Here is a 17,532-nt window from a genome sequence, read left to right on the forward strand (position 1 = left end):
CGCTGTTATTCAGAACTCTTCATTGAACGGAATGCCTAAATGGTTTAAGGCAACGTCAATTTTCTTATTCTCGACCATATTTACATTGTTAATGACGATGTTGGTCCTATTATTTATTTATGGGCCAGAGATGAACATTCGGTTCGGGTATTAATACAAAGTACTATATTCTAAACCGCCTTGAAGGGAATCGAGAACACCTAACTCCCTTCATGGCGGTTTTTTTGATGCTGCACACTACGTACTTATCCGTAACGCGATAATTTGATTTCGCACGGCGGATTCAAAGTTATATGTTCAGTTCTACTAGCCTACCCCTGTTTTCAGGGAGTCTCATTTCACCTCTACTAGTGAAGTTTCCACTCGATTTCCAATGTAATTTTGGTCTTGTAATCGAATCTAAATTAAACTTTAGAAATTATGAAAGCAATCAACAATATTATCAATGAAAGTGCAATAGGCTATTTGACGAATCCGTATAAATATGCGATTCTCTTCCTTTTTTCAGGTATCATCATTACGGCCTTGAGCTTGTTGACCTTTATGCTAATGAACATGTCATACGTTAGCGCAACTTTTAACTTTTAATAGCAATGCCCTGCCTCATCGGCGGGGCATTCGAATAGCTATCATCTCGAAGTTGTGGATTCTGTTTTGCTCCTACGATGAACTTATCTGTAGATTATGGCATTCCGAAAGGTTCCGCTTCCGGATTCCAAATCGATTAAGAAACCATTGATCACGGCGTAGCGATTGACCCCATTCTCCTCTAGGATAAAGGTTGGGTTGACCCCTACTTCGATAGTAAAATCAGGAAGTTCATATTTTTTCGAAATAAGATGTATGGGCAGTTGAAAATCAAGCCAGTCAGAAGGAATGCCTTCAGAACGCACATAGGTATACCCTTGGCGTAACAATTCCATCACTTTCTTTTCGGTCAATTGACCGGGGTCGGACAGCAGCGTCGGGGCGGCTCGTCCGGCCTTTATGGTATAGGCTGAGGCATCAAAGGTTTCATAACCGTAATAGGTCGAAAGATCCCCTTGATCGATGATTCGGCTACTGTACCAAAAGTCATTGTTTCCCTCTTTATCGACTTCAAGACGATTCATTCCAATATCAAGGACGTAGTTTTTTCCCAATAACGGATAGGTCGCATTTACGATTTTCAGGTCGAACAGTTTTCGGTCGTTCTCGGGAATCTTCTCATAGTCCGCAAGTGGAATATCTTTGTAATTCCCCTTTGCGATCGTGTAAATCGCAGATAGAATAGAAACATAGTTCAACTTTCGTATCTCTTGTTTTTCCACGTCATCGGCGAATCCCCCCGATTCTATCAAAATGGTACTGGTTCCCCATTTTTGGATGTTATCGCCAAAAGCTCGTGGTTCAAAGTCATCATTGTACCGTCCCACTTGTCCCGGGGCGTATTTTTGGATGATGTTGTTCATGAAAACAATGATCTTCATGGCATCGCCGCGCTGCCCATTGACGTCCTTTTCATAATTGTAAGCCGGTGCCAAATACGAAATAGTAGCGGGTTTTTCTGTGCGCTCGGCGTTATAATAGGTGCTTTGATCATGTAGATTGAACCCAAAATCAGCATCCAGACTGTCTCTGACCCGTTTCAAGGTACGGCTTTCCGGTGACTGCAATCGTACCGCATCGCGGTTGATGTCTACACCTAAAAGGTTTCTCCGTTGAAAGCGTTCCGCTCCATCGGGATTCAACATGGGCAGAAAATGTACAGTCAGATTATCAAGGATCGCTTTTTTCTCCATTTGGAAATCGGTACTCTTCAAAAAATTACAGATATCGAAAATGGACTGTGTGGCCGTAGGTTCGTTACCATGCATTTGCGACCAGAGAAAAACATCCGTTTCACCTGTTCCAATACTGATCAAAGACAAGGGCCGTCCTTCAATCGAGCTGCCCACTTGATTGACCTGAAAACCCGGGGTTGCTTTCAATGATCGTAACAACGGCTGCAACTGATGATGCTTGATACGGCGCTTATCCAAGGTAGTTTCGCGATAGGTATCATAGGTTTCATACAATTGCGATGTAATGTCTTGAGCTTGGCTCGACCCTGTATAAACTAGGGATAGGAGCAGTACTGGTAAAATTTTCAGTTTCATGGAATGGGCTTAAAATTCAAGTTTTGCGTTGCTTCACGTACTTTTTTCATAAAATCATGTCCTGGATCCGTCTTCTCGGTACGATAGCCGTCATCTTTTTCCAACCAAAGTGGATGATTCTCAAAACGCGTATATTCATAATGACCGATCAGGTACTCGATATCATAGGTCTCGGACAAGTATTTTACCAACGCAATGTTCGATTGTACTTGGGCTTCGGTCAAGGGCAGATCTTCCGTACCTCCAATATTCTCGATTCCAATAGCACAATGATTTAATCCGATGACATGCCGTGCCATCACGGTTTCCGGTAGCAATCGATAAATGGTACCATCGCGGTCGACCATAAATTGCGAAGAGACGTTCAATTGCCCCGCGTCATTGATATCCCCTCGGGAGCTGGCCAAAATCGGTCCTTTAAAAAACTCGAAGGATTCGTCAAAGGTCGGAATGACCGTCCAGTGCAACACGATCATTTTAGGGGTGATGGTAGGTTCCTCTTGCTCTAGTCCGTACCGATCGGAAAGGTATTCCAAGGTCAATTCTTTTCGCATCGCATCAAAAATGATGGGCTTGTCGACAATATCAGGGACTTGTCCACAAGAAACCAATACTAGGATACTACTCATGATACTGATCCAATGTTTCATCTCGACTGCTACTTTTCAATTGTTGTACTATCCCTTTTAACGGCATAGGCAATACTTAGTTTCTTAACGCCCCACTTTTTTGCCTTCTCCACTTTTTCACCCATATAGATGTCGATTTTTCGTTTCCAGCGGGCCGCCATTTTATCCTTTACCAAATATACTCCGGGTAATCCCTCGATCATCACCTTGGTATTATGGGTCAATCCAAGCGGGATCAAATCCCGTGAAACGGCAATACTCTTCTCCCGTGTCGACAAAGTATCTCCCCAAGCCCCGATAAAGGGATCGGAATCCGTTTGACTTGGCACGGAATTATAAGCGGAGGCCTTGACCTCCAACGACTTCCATACATATTCTTCTTCGGCCTTGCACGCCTGTAGCAACACCAGAAAAAGTAAAACGTATCCTAAACTGTTCATTCGTCAGTGTTTAATTGGTTCTCAAGAACGAGAAGATCGACCGTGCTCTCCTCCCATTTTTGGGTCAGTTCTTCCGGTGCGGTGCTAAATCCATAGGTAAAGGCACTTAAGATAAGATCTTCATCACCATCTTTATCGATATCGCCCGAATCCATCAAAAACCATTTTCCCCTATTGATGTTGGCCAGGGTAAACGGTTGAAATTCAAATGCCGCGGCATTTGTATTCTCTAAATATACAAAGACGTACTCCGGATACGCTTCATAATCGGGAAAGGTCGATAACAACGCCATGTCAAAATCCCCGTCAGCATCAAAATCCCTTGAAATCACCCGGGTCACCCCGTTCATGGGGTAGAAGTACTTTTCTTCAAAGACATTTGCACCATTATTGATATGCACCCGCATGCCGTGATAGGGTTTTTGAATGTAGGTTTCGTCGGCATTGTCACCATGTACCGTCACAATATCCATATCTCCGTCGCCCTCATAATCAATCAATTCAAACCAACTACTGCCGTAAATGGAACTAAAGCGAATCGCTTTCTCCGCCCTAAATTTCAAATCCTCTTTTTGGTATAAAATCGTAATGCTCTCATCCCCTTGAGAGGTTAGGGCTACCAAATCGAGCTTACCATCCCCATCCATATCCTTAGGCACTACACGTAAAGTACCGGGTTGATCCAACAGGAGTTGCTTTTTGAAACTGCCTCGTTCATCCGATACCAAGAGGGAAAGTTTTCCCTTCAGATCTCCAAATTCGCTTACCACGACTTCATCGGTTCCATCCCCATCGAGATCAACGACCAAGGTATGTACAGGACGATGGAGCAATCCACCAATTGATGCGGTTTGCTCGCCCTCTTTTTTTAGGATTTGTCCCGAGGCCACCTCAGAGGGTAATAAACGGCCCATTGTTGTCGTATAGCTTAGGCCATTTACTTCCGTAAAATCGCTGATCGGTCCATTGAACCGAGCTATGGGGGTACTTTTTTGGTTTTCCAGACCAAATTCAGTCAATCGTCCACGGACCGTTCCGGTAATGATGCTGTTCTTCAGTGTATCAAGCTTCAAATACGTAATCAAACTTCCTTTGCTACTATCCAAAACCATGGGTGTCACGGCAAATTGTGTCAAAGGGTTACTGCTCTTGACAACGGTATCCTTGGGCATGGTCTCCGGTGCAGTAGTTAGAATATACGCTTGCAGCAATTCCCAATCCTCTGGCGTTATCATGGGCCGTTCAGGATAAATTCCCGTTTTGATCACCGCAGCCTGTTCGGCAAAGGGCAAGTTTCTATACGGATGGTTTTCAGGATCACGAATACCCAGTCTGGCACCCATTTCGGGCAATACCTTACTTTTCCATAGGTGTTTGGGTAGGGCGTTCAGATCAGGAGTCAGATGGCAACTGGCACAATAATTCGTATACAGCCGCACCTGACGCTGCTCCTCTGATTCCGTACAGGAGTTCAAGAATAGGAGCATCGTGATGCCTAAAAGAAAGATTTTCGGAGTGGTTTGGAACATGGACTGTTAGGGTTATTTTCCGGGTAAAGGCACATAGGAAACATCGTTTGACATCATGGGAAACGTTTTCGCTTCCCAGTCGGTTTTGGCCTGTTCTATTTTCTCCTTGTCGGAAGAGACAAAATTCCAATAGATATGTCGTTGTTCCTCAAAAGGTTCTCCTCCAAAGAGCAAAATATGTGAATTGGGTCGCAATAGCGTGTTACAGGTATCTTCTACTTTGGAAACTACGATATTCCCCTCGGTTACGGTTTCCCCGCAGGCTTCAATAGCACCTTTAACGATACAAATACCGATTTCGCCTTTCAAATGGTCTTTGGTGTTCAGCTGAAACTCCTCGGTATTCTTGATTTCCAGCATAAATAACGGGGAGTGCACCGGTACCGGGGACTCATGACCGTACCCCTGCCCTGCAACCAAGGTAAAATCCGCAGTACCTTCGGTCCATCGCGGTAGTGCTTCGGCCGGAATGTGATGAAATTCGGGCATACTATCTTCCAAGGTCTTGGGCAACGCCACCCATATTTGATAACCGTGCATTGTAAATACCGAACCATTGCGTAACGCTTCGGGTGTTCGTTCGGAATGGGAGACTCCTTTTCCGGCGACCATCCAGTTGACCGAACCCGGCCGAATACGTTGTTTCGTACCCAAACTATCTTCATGTAGGATCTCTCCTTCCAACAGATAGGTCAAGGTCGACAATCCGATATGGGGGTGCTGATCGACGTCCATGTAATGCTTCGGCCCAACCGTGGTAGGTCCCATATGGTCGATAAAGATAAACGGACCGATCATCCGCTTTTTTCGGAAAGGAATCAACCGCCCTACCAAGAAGTCGCCAATGTCCCGACTTCGTTCTTCAATGATCATTCCGATATTCGACATACGATAACAAGTTAATTGGCTTAAATTTACAACAAATATAAAACCCCTTTCCTCTTGAAGACAATCAAACGAATTCTGCTTGTACTGCTGGTGGTGGTCGGTGCGGTCATCTGGTACAACTATTCCAAATTGAACATCATTTCGGGCTATGCCTCTAAAAACCTCGCCTCCAGTGTGTTTGTGGCGGAACGAACGGCGCAATCGATAACGACCCATGACAATAATGTGCCCTTGGTCAAACTCGCCGATGAACACTATGACCCCAACCAAAAAACCGCCTTTGCGAAGGTCTTCGGACTTATGGAACGTCAAACCATTTGCCGGGAAGGATTGGGCTGTGTGCTGATCAATGACGATTACGATCCCTCGAAAAGCGCATTGAAACCCAGACGTACAAAGCTTCAAAACGAATTGCCCTTCCCATACGGAAATCATGGGATGTTAGATACGGTTTTCCCAAATGTGAACTACGATCAATTGAAGAACGCCATCGATGGCGCTTTCGAAAATTACGACCTACAAAAGACCCGTACCGTCTTAGTCGCCTACAAAGGAGAGCTTATTGCTGAAAGATATGGGGATGGTTTTTCGGCGGACACCCCTATTCTGGGATGGTCGATGACCAAAAGCATTTTGGCAACCTTATATGGTATTTTGGAGTATCAGGGCAAGCTCAACGTACAGGATTTTCACCCCCTAAAAGACGAGGCCACGAAGTCGAAGATCACCTTGAACCATTTGCTCCGTATGCAAAGTGGGTTGGCCTGGAATGAGGATTACACCAGTATTTCGGATGTCACGGAGATGTTGTTTCTCGATGCGGACATGACTGTGAAGCAACCACAGCAGCCAGTGATTGCCGATCCCACGGAAATCTGGAACTACTCCTCAGGCACCTCCAATTGGCTATCGGGTATTCTTAAAGAACAGTTCAAGACGACCCAAGACTATCTCGATTTCCCCTATGCAGCTCTTATCGATAAAACGGGAATGCACTCCATGTTGATCGAAACCGATATGAGCGGCAATTTTGTGGGTTCTTCCTATGGCTGGGCCACTACCCGCGATTGGGCCAAATTCGGAATCCTGCACCTCAATAAAGGCAATTGGAACGGGGAACAACTCTTTGACCCGAACTGGATCGATTATATCACCCGACCCACGGCGCATTCCAATGGCACTTACGGGGCCCACTGGTGGTTGAACGCGCAAGGGAAGTATCCCGATGTACCCCGTGATCTGTACTCGGCCAACGGATTTCAGGGGCAATATGTATTCGTGATTCCCTCCAAAAATCTCGTAATCGTACGCACAGGATTGGGGGAAGAACCCGATTTTGATGCCAACGGCTTTTTAAGCGAGGTCGTTGCAGCAATCCAATAACGACTTCGGAAATCCTCCCGACACCACCTCACTATGGTATCCATCGATAGGGAAAAAGCGTCTTCTAAGGGCTGTTCTAGTGTCGAATACACCGGTTTTTAGGGAAATAATTGCTTCAAAACACGTCTTTTTTAAGGGTCGGGCGAACGCCCAACTATCAAAAAATAGCCTCGTCACCACAACTATTGCCCGTTTCACAACAATAATTTAGAGAAAAGGCAGTAGGGCAGTAAGTTTACACTGTAATAATTAAGTAAATTTTTTCATTTTCATATAGTGTTCTCGATAAAAGAGTCCGGTTGTAAAAATCGGACTCTTTTTGGTTTCTACAAGTTCGTATACAACTACAAACTCCAATTCCAAATACAAATTAAAGGACAACTACTTACCCAAGGTCACATTGAGCGCAGTCCGACTGAATTTGTATTTGGGATTGAAGTTTGCGTTTGTATTTACTAAGTATTCTTTGCTCCGATAGGTTCATTACCCTACATCGGAAAATAACCTGAAAAACGACTAAGATATTTAGGATACATCTCTGGAACTAGATGCGATACCCTTAAGCGTTTCGACTGCGCTCAACGTGACAGTTCGACTGAATTTGTACTTGTATTTGTATTTGAAGTTTGCGTTTGTATGTACTAAGTATCCTTGGCTATGATAGGTTCATTCCCCTACATGGGAAAAACCTGAAAAACGATGATACTATTTAGGATACATCTTTGGGACTAGCTATGATACCCCTTAAGCGTTTCGACTGCGCTCAACGTGACATTCCGCCTGAATTTGTACTTGTATTTGAAGTTTGCGTTTGTATTTACAGCGTATTCATTCCCTGAATGGTAGGTCGTTGTCGTTTACGGAATCCAGTTGTTTTTCCCGAAGTTGGGTTTGCGCTTTTCCAGAAAGGCATTGCGCCCTTCTTTGGCTTCTTCGGTGCCATAGGCCAAACGGGTGGCTTCTCCAGCAAACACTTGTTGCCCGACCATACCATCGTCGGTCAGGTTCATCGCGAATTTGAGCATCTTGATGGAAGTTGGCGATTTCTCTAGTACCTCCTGTGCCCACTGGTAGGCGGTCGCCTCCAATTCGTCATGCGGGACTACGGCATTCACCATACCCATGTCATACGCCTCTTGCGCGGAATAATTACGTCCTAAAAAGAAGATCTCCCGGGCTTTTTTCTGCCCCACCATTTTGGCGAGGTAGGCCGATCCGTATCCCCCATCAAAACTGGTGACGTCGGCATCGGTCTGTTTAAAAATCGCATGTTCTTTACTGGCCAAGGTCATATCACAAACGACATGTAGGCTATGTCCGCCCCCCACGGCCCAACCGGGTACGACGGCAATGACCACTTTGGGCATAAACCGGATCAAGCGCTGTACTTCCAATATATTCAACCGATGGTAGCCATCTTCGCCCACATAGCCCTGGTCACCACGAGCCTTTTGGTCTCCCCCACTACAAAAGGCATAGACCCCATCTTTGGTCGAGGGCCCTTCCGCAGAGAGCAAAACCACCCCGATCGAGGTATCTTCTTGCGCATCATAAAAAGCGTCATAGAGCTCACTGGTGGTCTTTGGGCGAAAGGCATTGCGCACATTGGGACGATTAAAGGCGATACGGGCCACCCCATCACTTTTTTGATAGGTAATGTCTTCGTAGGTTTTGGCGGTTTTCCAAGCGGGTGTTTTCATAGATGTATTTTACGATTACAAAAGTAACAGAAATTCATCGTATGCCATCAAACACTGATTTGTTAATAAAGTCTGATAGATACATGTGATGACTACTTGAAATTGTAAGATTAATCTTTGAACTTCGTTTATCAACCGCTAATAGGAATTAAAACTCCTGTTAGCTTTTCGATAAACGAAACGTCCTGGAGGCGCTTTCCACTAGCGCTCATCTGTAACGCGTGGCTCTAGCTACATATTTTCAATCCCAAATCTCAATCGCATCACAGGTACCTACAAAAGGCACCCCATTTTGACCAAAGGCATAGGTAATCAGACCAATATAGACCTCGCTGTCATAGCTTGGGGCTACACCCGGTAGATTGCCTGTGTCGTTGTACAACATCCAATTGTCATCGGTAGTTTCAAAGTCCGGGTTCGGGGTTTGCCAGTATACGGTAAGTGTTCTGTCGGTGTTGCCTACAATACGGATATCCCCCCGCCCTTCCGGTACGGTATTGGCGCCAATATCATTGACACTGGAATCGCCATCAACGGTGTTTTTACCTTCAATAGTATAGCCCGTATTTCCGCGGTGGCCGACCACCACATGGGAGGAGTTGATGGAGTTAAAATCGGTGACATGTACCTGCACCCCGCTAAATAAATACGGCCCGTTATTCGGTACCGGTGCCGTTTGGGAATCTTCTAGCGTTCCTATTCCGATATTCCGGGCAATAAATTCAAAGGGGAATTCGACAAGTTTGGCGTCAATTCTACCTTGGTCCATATTAAAATGCAGGGTGATATTATTGGCATTATCGTTTAGGGTCGCTTTGTATCTACCAGAAACACTGGCTACATTTGGTACTGCCGAGGCGTTATTGGTCACATAATCGACCAAGGCACCTTCGGTATCAAAGCGATCGATAAAATAGTCGTTATTGCTTTCGACCACCGGATCATCGGTGGAATCATCCACGGCATCCTCTACGGTATCGTCGACAGGATCCACAAGGGCGTCTTCCAGCGCATCCACTTTATCGGTGGAACAAGAGAGTAGTATTCCGGCACAAAGGGGTATCCATAGGAGCTTTTTCATACATCTGATTTAGAAGTATAAAACGAAAATACCACCTATCTATTGCCTATGGAGACGCCAACCCAATCCCAACATACCCTTAAGAAAACCACTAGCTACACATGATTTTATTCGCTATTTTTAGTCTCCGGGCCATGAAGTCCAGTAACACCCCATGAGAGAAAAACCAAGACTTTCCCGCTTAACGGCCATTGTCACCCAATTACAGTCCAAACGCATCGTAAGCGCCACCTATCTGGCCGAAAAACACGGGGTAAGCATTCGAACGATCTATCGGGATATTCGAACCCTTGAAAAATCGGGGATACCGATTATCACGGAACCTTCAAAAGGATACTCTTTGATGGAAGGCTACCAACTCACTCCAGTGATGTTTACCGAACAGGAAGCCAATGCCCTCATCACCGCGGAACAGATCGTTCTCAAGAACAAAGACCAATCCCTTACCGAAAATTACCACAGTGCCGTAACCAAAATCAAGGCGACCCTGCGCCATTCCCAAAAGGAAAAAACGGAATTGCTCACAGATCGGATCCAGTATCGGGAAAACCCCAAAGCTGAGAAAACAAGTGATTATTTGATGGCCTTGCAATCGGCCATCATTCACTTTCAGCTCCTAGAAATCAATTATCTGTCCTTACAGGGGGAACGTACGCAACGCATTGTAGAACCCTTTGCCGTGTACAGTACGCAGGGAAATTGGTTGTTGATCGCCTTCTGCCGATTGCGAAACGGTTTTCGGGCCTTCCGGGTCGATTTCATCGAAAATATCCGTCGGCAACATGCGACCTTCGAGGCGCACGGAATGAGCCTAGAGGACTATTTTCGATTGTGTCGCGAACAATTAAAAAAACAACCCTGACATACCCTTGTCATAAGCCGGTCGTAGGTTTGCTTTCATAATCATAAAACACGGTATTCTATGAAAACAGTAGCACAAGAAGGATTCAAGGTCATTGGAATCTTAATCCGAACGACCAACGAAAATGGGCAATCGGCCCAAGATATTCCCAAACTTTGGGAACGGTTTATGACCGAAGATACCAAGGCCCAAATACCGAACACCGTCGATTCGGAAGTCCTATGCATTTACACTAACTACGAAGAGGATCATACGAAGCCCTATGACACCCTATTGGGATGCCGAGTGGCCAGCTTAGATAACATTCCCGTGGGTATGGTAGGACGCACATTCGAGCCCAGTCAATACGCCCAATCCATGGCCAAAGGAAACCTGACCCAAGGCATAGTATATCAGAGCTGGGTCGACATTTGGAACCAAGACCTAGACCGGACCTTCAGGGCGGACTTTGAGGTCTACGGCGAAAAGGCCCAAGATCCGACCCATGCGGAAGTCGATATTTTTGTAGGGATAAAATAGTCTAGATGAAGCCCATAGACCATTTTTATGCCGATCAGCAAGAACCGCTCAAGAGTTGTCTATGGGCTTTAAAGGGAATTATCGAGAATTACCATCTGCAACTGGAAGCCCGATGGTACTATCGGCTGCCCTGTTTCATGTATCAAAACCAGATTTTCTGCTATCTGTGGGTCGACCGCAAAACCCAATTTCCCTATATCGCCATCGGTAAAGGGGTACAACTCGACCATCCGGATCTTATTCAAGGCAATCGGACATTTACCAAGTTGTTGTTCATTGATCCCAATAAAGATATTCCTATAGAAAAAATCCATAACATCTTCGATCGGGCCATGACTTTGTATGATACCGATTAGACCTTAGCCTACGGATGTGGGACTACAAGGTTCCGGTTTCAGGCAACAAACTCGTCACTAACGGCGTCTTCTAACAAAGTACCAGCTCAATGCAATCTTCAAAGACCCAAAAAACGTTCAAAACCACAACCCTATTTACTACTATCGGCAGTATTCTCTTATTGGTGATGGCCGCCTTTCACGGGAGCGGCTTTTTCTATGTGCGTGAAGCCATTACAAGTTCGAATGCCGAGGATTTTCTAAAGGATATCGTACCGGCCTTGTTCGCACACCCTTCCATTCACTTGATGGGCCTATCCGCTTTAGGGCTATTGACTTTATGGCTTCGGCACGAGGCCTATAAAGTTGCTTGGTTACTGGCGGCACTCATTGCGCTCGATGCCGTGTTGGCCTTCTATCTGGGTGGATGCATCCCAGGACTGCTCCTCCTTCTCGCCGCCGCGTGTTTTGTGTTAAGCGGAGGGAAGTCCAAAAACATGCCCTCCGCATAAGACGCCAATGCTCGGCGCTGCATTGGTCAACGATCATCTTCATACTGCATAGTCATAGTACAGATCAGGACCTTATCTCTTTTTTATTTCCTATTTTTAGTCCTATCGAAAACACCACCTATGAAAACCCCTATATGTTTTATAGCACTACTCATTTGCGCACAGACTTTTAGTCAAGAAGCCATGCGTCGCTGGCGCAAACTCAATCAGGTCCGTCAAGACAAATTCGATCTGGTGCTCCCGGAAGCCATGCGCGAAAATCAAATCGAGATGTGGATCGTGACCAATCGCGAAGGCAACCTCGACCCCCTCTACACCGATATGGGCGAAGGTTATGTTGGCCAAAACGCTTACTACGTGTTTACGGATACGGGTGAGGAACGTATTGAGCGGGCCGCACTTGGTGTTGGCGGCTACTTGCTGAAGGAAGGCCGTACCTATGACTACTTTGGTTCCGCTGACGAGTTGAAAAGCTATGTGGAAGAACGCGATCCTAAAAGTATTGGCCTCAACATCTCCAAAAACTTTGGGGGTGCCGACGGACTCACCCACTCCGCCTATCTGGAGCTTTCAGAGACCTTAGGCGAGAAATACGCCCAACGTTTTGTTTCGGCCGAGAAATTGGTCTCCGATTTTCGATCGCGACGCGTGGCCAGTGAAATTGCCATCTATGCCGAGGCGGGCGACTTCTCCTATACCATTGCCGAAAAAGCGTTTTCAAATCAAGTCATCACGCCTGGGGTCACGACCCTAGAAGATGTCGCTTGGTTTATGAAAGAGCAACAGTTCAAACACAATCTGGGCTCCTCTTTCGGAATGCCTTCGGTATATATTACAGGTCCTGATGGGGTTGAAGCCACTTCTAGCGACCGGATCATTCAGCGCGGTGATGTGTTGATGCTTGATTGGGGCGTGGGCCTGATGAATATGTTCACCGACATGAAACGGGTGGCCTATGTACTCAAGGAAGGAGAAACCGAGGTGCCGGCCGGAATTCAAAATGCCTTTGATCAAGGGGTCAAAGTGCGTGATGTCATCAAAAAGACCATCAAACCAGGTGTAACGGCTCAAAAGGCGGAAGATGCCATCTATGCTGCCCTGACCCAAGCGGGATTCAACCAAATGAAGGGGTTTAATAAATTCACGGATCTGGACAAAACCGATGTCATTATCGGGTGCCATTCGGTGGGCAACTGGGGACATGGTATCGGGCCATCCATCGCCTTTTTCAATCCCGTTCGATTGGGGTATGAACTCAAACCTTCAAACCTTATTTCCATTGAATTGTTCGCCTACACGAAAATACCCGAATGGGGTGGTAAAAAATTACGGGTGCCTTTGGAAGACGATGCCATCATTACGGAACGTGGAATCGAATGGTTATATCCTATAAACCCAAGGGTATTGGTCATCAAATAGGATTCACGCATGTATAAACTCACACTACTCATTTGCATAGGTATGACCACACAACTAACGGCACAGACCATGAGACTACGCGACCACGGTATTGAAATCGGTGTACTCAAAACCGGCCCCTTAAACAGCATTACGGACGTTGAGGGCGTGAAAGTAGGGCACGCCACCCTCATTGCCGGCGATGACGTCAGAACAGGCGTAACCGCCATCTTACCTCATTCGGGGAATATATTTCAGCAGAAAGTACCCGCGGCCATTTATTTGGGCAATGGTTTTGGAAAACTGGCAGGCTATAGTCAAGTAAAGGAACTGGGAAATATAGAGACACCCATCATCTTGACCAATACCTTAAATGTGCCAGCGGCTTCAAATGCCCTGATTACCTACACCCTTGCACAAGAAGACAACAAAGATGTGCGATCGGTCAATTCGGTAGTAGGCGAGACCAATGATGGTTGGCTGAACGATATCAGAGGGCGGCATGTGAAGGAGTCCCATGTATTGGATGCCATCAAAAATGCGACAAAAGGTGTAGTGGCGGAAGGAAATGTCGGCGCAGGTACCGGTACGATCTGTTTTAACTATAAAGGGGGAATCGGCACTTCCTCACGGGTACTACCGGAAGCCCATGGCGGCTATACCGTCGGGGTTTTGGTGCAGACCAATTTTGGAGGGATCTTTGAACTGAATGGCGTGCCTATTGCCAAGGAGTTGGACAATTATCCGCGACAGTATACCTACGATGTGGATGGGTCTTGTATGATCGTGGTGCTAACCGATGCCCCTTTAAGCGCACGAAATCTAGAACGCATGGCGAAGCGTGCCATGATGGGACTCGCCAAAACCGGGGGTATTGCCTCCAATGGCAGCGGGGATTATGTCATAGCGGCATCCACGGCTGCGGAAAACCGGATTCCCTATCGGTCAGACTCCCGCCTCATAACCCACAAGGAACTCAGAAACGGTGCCATGTCTCCCCTGTTTTTAGCGACCATCGAAGCCACGGAAGAGGCTATTTTAAATTCTCTTTTTGCTGCAAAAGACATGAAAGGTCGCGATGGGCATGAGGTGAAGGCCTTACCTATTGATACAGTGCTTGCCGTAATGAAAAAATACAAGGCCTTGACGCCGGATAAGGACTAGATCGGCCGCGGTTTGTTCTTTTCTTCGATCCACTTTGCCATATATTTCGTCGCGGCCAAGGTCTGATGGAGCAACAGTTGCCCGATGACATTTTGCGTCCGATGCGATTGGAGATTCGATTGAAGGTTTTGGATTCTATTCTGGAAGGATACACGATGTACTTCCCTATCAAAACGTGTCTTCAGAGTGTGGATTCCCGATACCTGCGCTTCGTGCCATGACTCCTGATGGCGATACAGCCCAACGGCCATTTTAGAAAAGGCAGCGGCATCTTCTATTACGGTTTCCGGTAAGGCTAAGGGGTCATATATCCCTTCTGCCCCAACTGCTGTGGTGACACTGGGCGTACCATGGCGCATGGCATCCAAAAGCTTTCCTTTTAGTCCCGCACCAAAGCGAAGGGGCGCTAGGTTTACTTTGGCAATTCCCATTACGGTTTGCAAATCCTCGACCCAGCCGTGGACCAAAAACCCTTCTTTTTTAGTGTGAAACTGTTGGATATGCTCCGGTAGATAGGCCCCATAGATATGCAAACTGGTGTCTGGAAGTTGTTTTCGAATCAGCGGCCATAATGTCTCTTTTAACCAAATAACAGCATCCCTGTTGGGTGCATGTTTCCCGTTACCGATGCAGATGAAATCGGTTCGGGCTTCAAAGGGCTTCCAATTTTGGAGTTCCATCTGGGACAATGGAGCAATCATAAATGGTAGGTACAACAATAGGGAATCGGTCATCCCCTCGGTCTCCAGCAGCAATTGCATCTCATAGGTCGAAATGATCAACGACAGATCCGATCGGAAGATACTAGCCAGTTCGCGTTTGCAATATTCGGTTTGCAGCCAAAAATCCTTCGTACACGGCACCTTCGCTTTAAACGCTTTCTCTCGAGCGTAACGCAAGGAATGCAGATCTTCTGTATCCAATATCCTTAGGGCGTCAGGGGCATATTCGGCCACCCGCCAACCAAACTGTTCCTCGGTCAAAAAGCGATCGAACAAAACGATATGGGGCTTTAATTCCGAAATGAAACCATCAAAACGCGAATCGTTGAGTTGAATAGGAACCCGCTCAATGCCGAGTGCCTTTAAATCCAGCGATAAATCCGATGCAGAGGCCGTACTTGAAAAGGTAATGTGGTACTCGAATTGCAGAAAGAACTTTAGCAGCTGCTCCATCCGTTTCCCCGCAGCAGTAGCCTTGGGCTCAGGCCAGGTGTAACCGATTACAAGCAGTTTTTTTGAGTGCATAACAGATGAAAAACAGGGGGTAAGTTCTTTGCGATCTTCCCTACGGACAACAGAACGAATTCGATGATCAAAATCGCAAGACGTTAGTACCGTATTGAAATACCCGGTTACATTTTCGCAGCGAACTTTCTGGAAATGGCCGATCGGAGCTTGCGCTCGTAATCCTCTTCTAACCACTCCTTATAGTTCTTTGTATTGTTCATGATGCAATACGAATACTGCCGCACACGAAAGGCGATCTCTTCCTTCAATTGCTTGGCAAGGATACGGGCATCGAATACATCCTCGGCATTCTCAACGCAAATCACCGCATGCTGCTCGATACTGTTTTCCAAGACCGTCTTTGATTTGAGTCCTTGGGCGAATACCTTTTTATATTCCTCTTTGATATCGAACTCGATATTCGTTGATTTTGCGAATTGCTCACGAAGGGCCGCTGGCATTTCATAGACGAACTCCCGTTCGATTTCTTCGTCATTCTTGATGTTCTCCAAATAGAAATCGGGAAAATGAAAGATTTCCTGCCAATCTACGGGAGCATCCCATAGACCGAATCGAGCGATATTATTCCCTAAATCGACCACACTAAACTCCTTTTTGTGCGGTAACACCCTTGAACCACGTCCGATCATTTGAAAATAAAGGGTCAATGATCGCGTAGCCCGGTTCAAAATAATCACCTCAACAGTGGGTTCGTCAAAACCCGTGGTCAATATACTGACAGAGGTCAGAATGGCATCGGGAGTCTCGGAAAACCACTCCAATATTTCACGCCGTTCCGAAGCGGTATTTTTATTATCCAAGTGTCTGATATTGTAGCCTGCCTTTTTAAAGGTTTCGTATACATATCTTGAGGTATTGATCCCGTTATTGAAGATCAAGGTTTTTTTGCCCTTCGCAATTTCGGTATATGCGGTCGTCAACTTACCGAGCATACTCTGATTGCTATATAACTCATCGGATGATTTTACAGTGTAATCACCACTGATGCCCAACTTCAAGCTTTGAAGGCTCACATCGTAATTATACATATTGGCCTTTGCAAGAAAATTTTTCTTGATCAATGAGCCTATGGACTCTCCCACGATCAGCTTTTGATAATTATCCTTCATGGGAAGCTTGATGTTTGAGCTCAAGGGAGTAGCGGTAACACCGAGAATAGTCGACTTTTCGAAATACTTAAAGAGTTTACGAAAGGAATTGTAGTGCGCCTCGTCAATGATGACCAGGCCGATGTTATTGATCTCGACTTTCTCCTCTTGAAGACGATTGTTCAAGGTCTCCACCATCGCCACGAAACACTTGTACTCATCTTGGTCTTTCAATTCTTTGACCTCACTATTGATGATCTTGTTGTGCACGCCAAAACCGGTGAGCATTCTTGAGGTCTGAACGCTCAATTCGATACGATGTGTAAGCACGACTACTTTTTTGCCGGTTCTTTCGGTATATCGTTTCGCTATTTCCGAAAAAACAACGGTTTTACCACCACCCGTAGGCAATTGGTAAAGAATATTGGAGGTATCATCGGATTCATCAAGGTATTTGAAGATGGTCGTCAAATCTTCCAGTTGGTAATCGTAGAGTGTCTTTTCCTTAGTGTTCTTTTGTAGCTCCAAGCAGTAGATAAATTTTATAGGTCGTCCTAAAAGTTGTTAAAAAGCTAATTTTGCAAAATTAACTGATTTTTGTACTTGAGCGAAACAA

Annotated in this window: 17 protein-coding genes; 8 read left to right on the forward strand and 9 right to left on the reverse strand. The window is 45.9% G+C overall.

The window, feature by feature from the left end; genetic code table 11:
- Nucleotides 1-420: 420 nt before the first annotated feature.
- Nucleotides 421-588, forward strand: a complete 168-nt coding sequence (locus ACKWCA_RS13260) for a hypothetical protein (protein WP_413978690.1) — start codon at nucleotides 421-423, stop codon at nucleotides 586-588.
- 83 nt (nucleotides 589-671) lie between these two features.
- Here ACKWCA_RS13260 and ACKWCA_RS13265 read toward each other — a convergent pair whose 3' ends face one another.
- The 5 genes from ACKWCA_RS13265 to ACKWCA_RS13285 are packed head-to-tail and all read right to left on the reverse strand — an operon-like array spanning nucleotide 672 to nucleotide 5,624.
- A complete protein-coding gene (locus tag ACKWCA_RS13265; RefSeq protein ID WP_413978691.1) occupies nucleotides 672-2,138 on the reverse strand; it encodes a M14 family zinc carboxypeptidase in 1,467 nt (488 codons plus the stop codon).
- The gene (locus ACKWCA_RS13270; protein ID WP_413978692.1) at nucleotides 2,135-2,767 is read right to left on the reverse strand and encodes an N-acetylmuramoyl-L-alanine amidase; all 633 of its coding nucleotides are present in this window, start codon (nucleotides 2,765-2,767) and stop codon (nucleotides 2,135-2,137) included. The genes ACKWCA_RS13265 and ACKWCA_RS13270 overlap by 4 nt, the downstream gene beginning before the upstream one ends.
- A gap of 29 nt (nucleotides 2,768-2,796) precedes the next feature.
- Nucleotides 2,797-3,207 (reverse strand): 3D domain-containing protein, encoded by a 411-nt coding sequence (locus tag ACKWCA_RS13275; RefSeq protein ID WP_413978693.1) that lies wholly within the window; start codon nucleotides 3,205-3,207, stop codon nucleotides 2,797-2,799.
- Entirely contained in the window at nucleotides 3,204-4,736 is a 1,533-nt protein-coding gene (locus tag ACKWCA_RS13280; protein ID WP_413978694.1) for an FG-GAP repeat domain-containing protein, read from the reverse strand. The genes ACKWCA_RS13275 and ACKWCA_RS13280 overlap by 4 nt, the downstream gene beginning before the upstream one ends.
- 12 nt (nucleotides 4,737-4,748) lie before the next feature.
- Complete coding sequence (locus tag ACKWCA_RS13285; RefSeq protein WP_413978695.1) at nucleotides 4,749-5,624, reverse strand: pirin family protein; 876 nt, start codon at nucleotides 5,622-5,624, stop codon at nucleotides 4,749-4,751.
- A 54-nt stretch (nucleotides 5,625-5,678) separates the two neighbouring features.
- Between ACKWCA_RS13285 and ACKWCA_RS13290 the strand changes: the two genes are divergently transcribed.
- Complete coding sequence (locus tag ACKWCA_RS13290) at nucleotides 5,679-7,007, forward strand: serine hydrolase domain-containing protein (RefSeq protein WP_413978696.1); 1,329 nt, start codon at nucleotides 5,679-5,681, stop codon at nucleotides 7,005-7,007.
- Nucleotides 7,008-7,864: 857 nt separating this feature from the next.
- Here ACKWCA_RS13290 and ACKWCA_RS13295 read toward each other — a convergent pair.
- Complete coding sequence (locus ACKWCA_RS13295) at nucleotides 7,865-8,707, reverse strand: 1,4-dihydroxy-2-naphthoyl-CoA synthase (RefSeq protein WP_413978697.1); 843 nt, start codon at nucleotides 8,705-8,707, stop codon at nucleotides 7,865-7,867.
- 241 nt (nucleotides 8,708-8,948) lie between these two features.
- Nucleotides 8,949-9,788, reverse strand: coding sequence for a hypothetical protein (locus tag ACKWCA_RS13300; protein WP_413978698.1), 840 nt, complete (start codon nucleotides 9,786-9,788; stop codon nucleotides 8,949-8,951).
- Between the two features lie 154 nt (nucleotides 9,789-9,942).
- Here ACKWCA_RS13300 and ACKWCA_RS13305 point away from each other — a divergent pair, with 154 nt between their 5' ends.
- From ACKWCA_RS13305 to ACKWCA_RS13330, 6 genes are all read left to right on the forward strand, one after another.
- A complete protein-coding gene (locus ACKWCA_RS13305) occupies nucleotides 9,943-10,650 on the forward strand; it encodes a helix-turn-helix transcriptional regulator (protein WP_413978699.1) in 708 nt (235 codons plus the stop codon).
- Between the two features lie 60 nt (nucleotides 10,651-10,710).
- Nucleotides 10,711-11,169 carry a GyrI-like domain-containing protein gene (locus tag ACKWCA_RS13310; RefSeq protein ID WP_413978700.1) on the forward strand — a complete coding sequence of 153 codons (459 nt, stop codon included), beginning with the start codon at nucleotides 10,711-10,713 and terminating at the stop codon, nucleotides 11,167-11,169.
- Nucleotides 11,170-11,174: 5 nt separating this feature from the next.
- Nucleotides 11,175-11,525, forward strand: coding sequence for a DUF1801 domain-containing protein (locus ACKWCA_RS13315; RefSeq protein WP_413978701.1), 351 nt, complete (start codon nucleotides 11,175-11,177; stop codon nucleotides 11,523-11,525).
- A gap of 89 nt (nucleotides 11,526-11,614) precedes the next feature.
- The gene (locus tag ACKWCA_RS13320; protein ID WP_413978702.1) at nucleotides 11,615-12,016 is read left to right on the forward strand and encodes a hypothetical protein; all 402 of its coding nucleotides are present in this window, start codon (nucleotides 11,615-11,617) and stop codon (nucleotides 12,014-12,016) included.
- Between the two features lie 120 nt (nucleotides 12,017-12,136).
- Entirely contained in the window at nucleotides 12,137-13,435 is a 1,299-nt protein-coding gene (locus ACKWCA_RS13325; RefSeq protein ID WP_413978703.1) for a M24 family metallopeptidase, read from the forward strand.
- A 9-nt stretch (nucleotides 13,436-13,444) separates the two neighbouring features.
- Nucleotides 13,445-14,578 carry a DmpA family aminopeptidase gene (locus tag ACKWCA_RS13330; RefSeq protein ID WP_413978704.1) on the forward strand — a complete coding sequence of 378 codons (1,134 nt, stop codon included), beginning with the start codon at nucleotides 13,445-13,447 and terminating at the stop codon, nucleotides 14,576-14,578.
- Here the strand turns inward: ACKWCA_RS13330 and ACKWCA_RS13335 are convergent.
- Entirely contained in the window at nucleotides 14,575-15,825 is a 1,251-nt protein-coding gene (locus ACKWCA_RS13335) for a glycosyltransferase (RefSeq protein ID WP_413978705.1), read from the reverse strand. The genes ACKWCA_RS13330 and ACKWCA_RS13335 overlap by 4 nt on opposite strands.
- A 107-nt stretch (nucleotides 15,826-15,932) precedes the next feature.
- Nucleotides 15,933-17,444: a DEAD/DEAH box helicase gene (locus ACKWCA_RS13340; protein WP_413978706.1), complete on the reverse strand. Its 1,512-nt coding sequence runs from the start codon at nucleotides 17,442-17,444 to the stop codon at nucleotides 15,933-15,935.
- Between the last annotated feature and the right edge of the window lie 88 nt (nucleotides 17,445-17,532).

It is taken from the genome of Maribacter corallii (genome assembly GCF_047345415.1).
Classification (GTDB): domain Bacteria; phylum Bacteroidota; class Bacteroidia; order Flavobacteriales; family Flavobacteriaceae; genus Maribacter_C.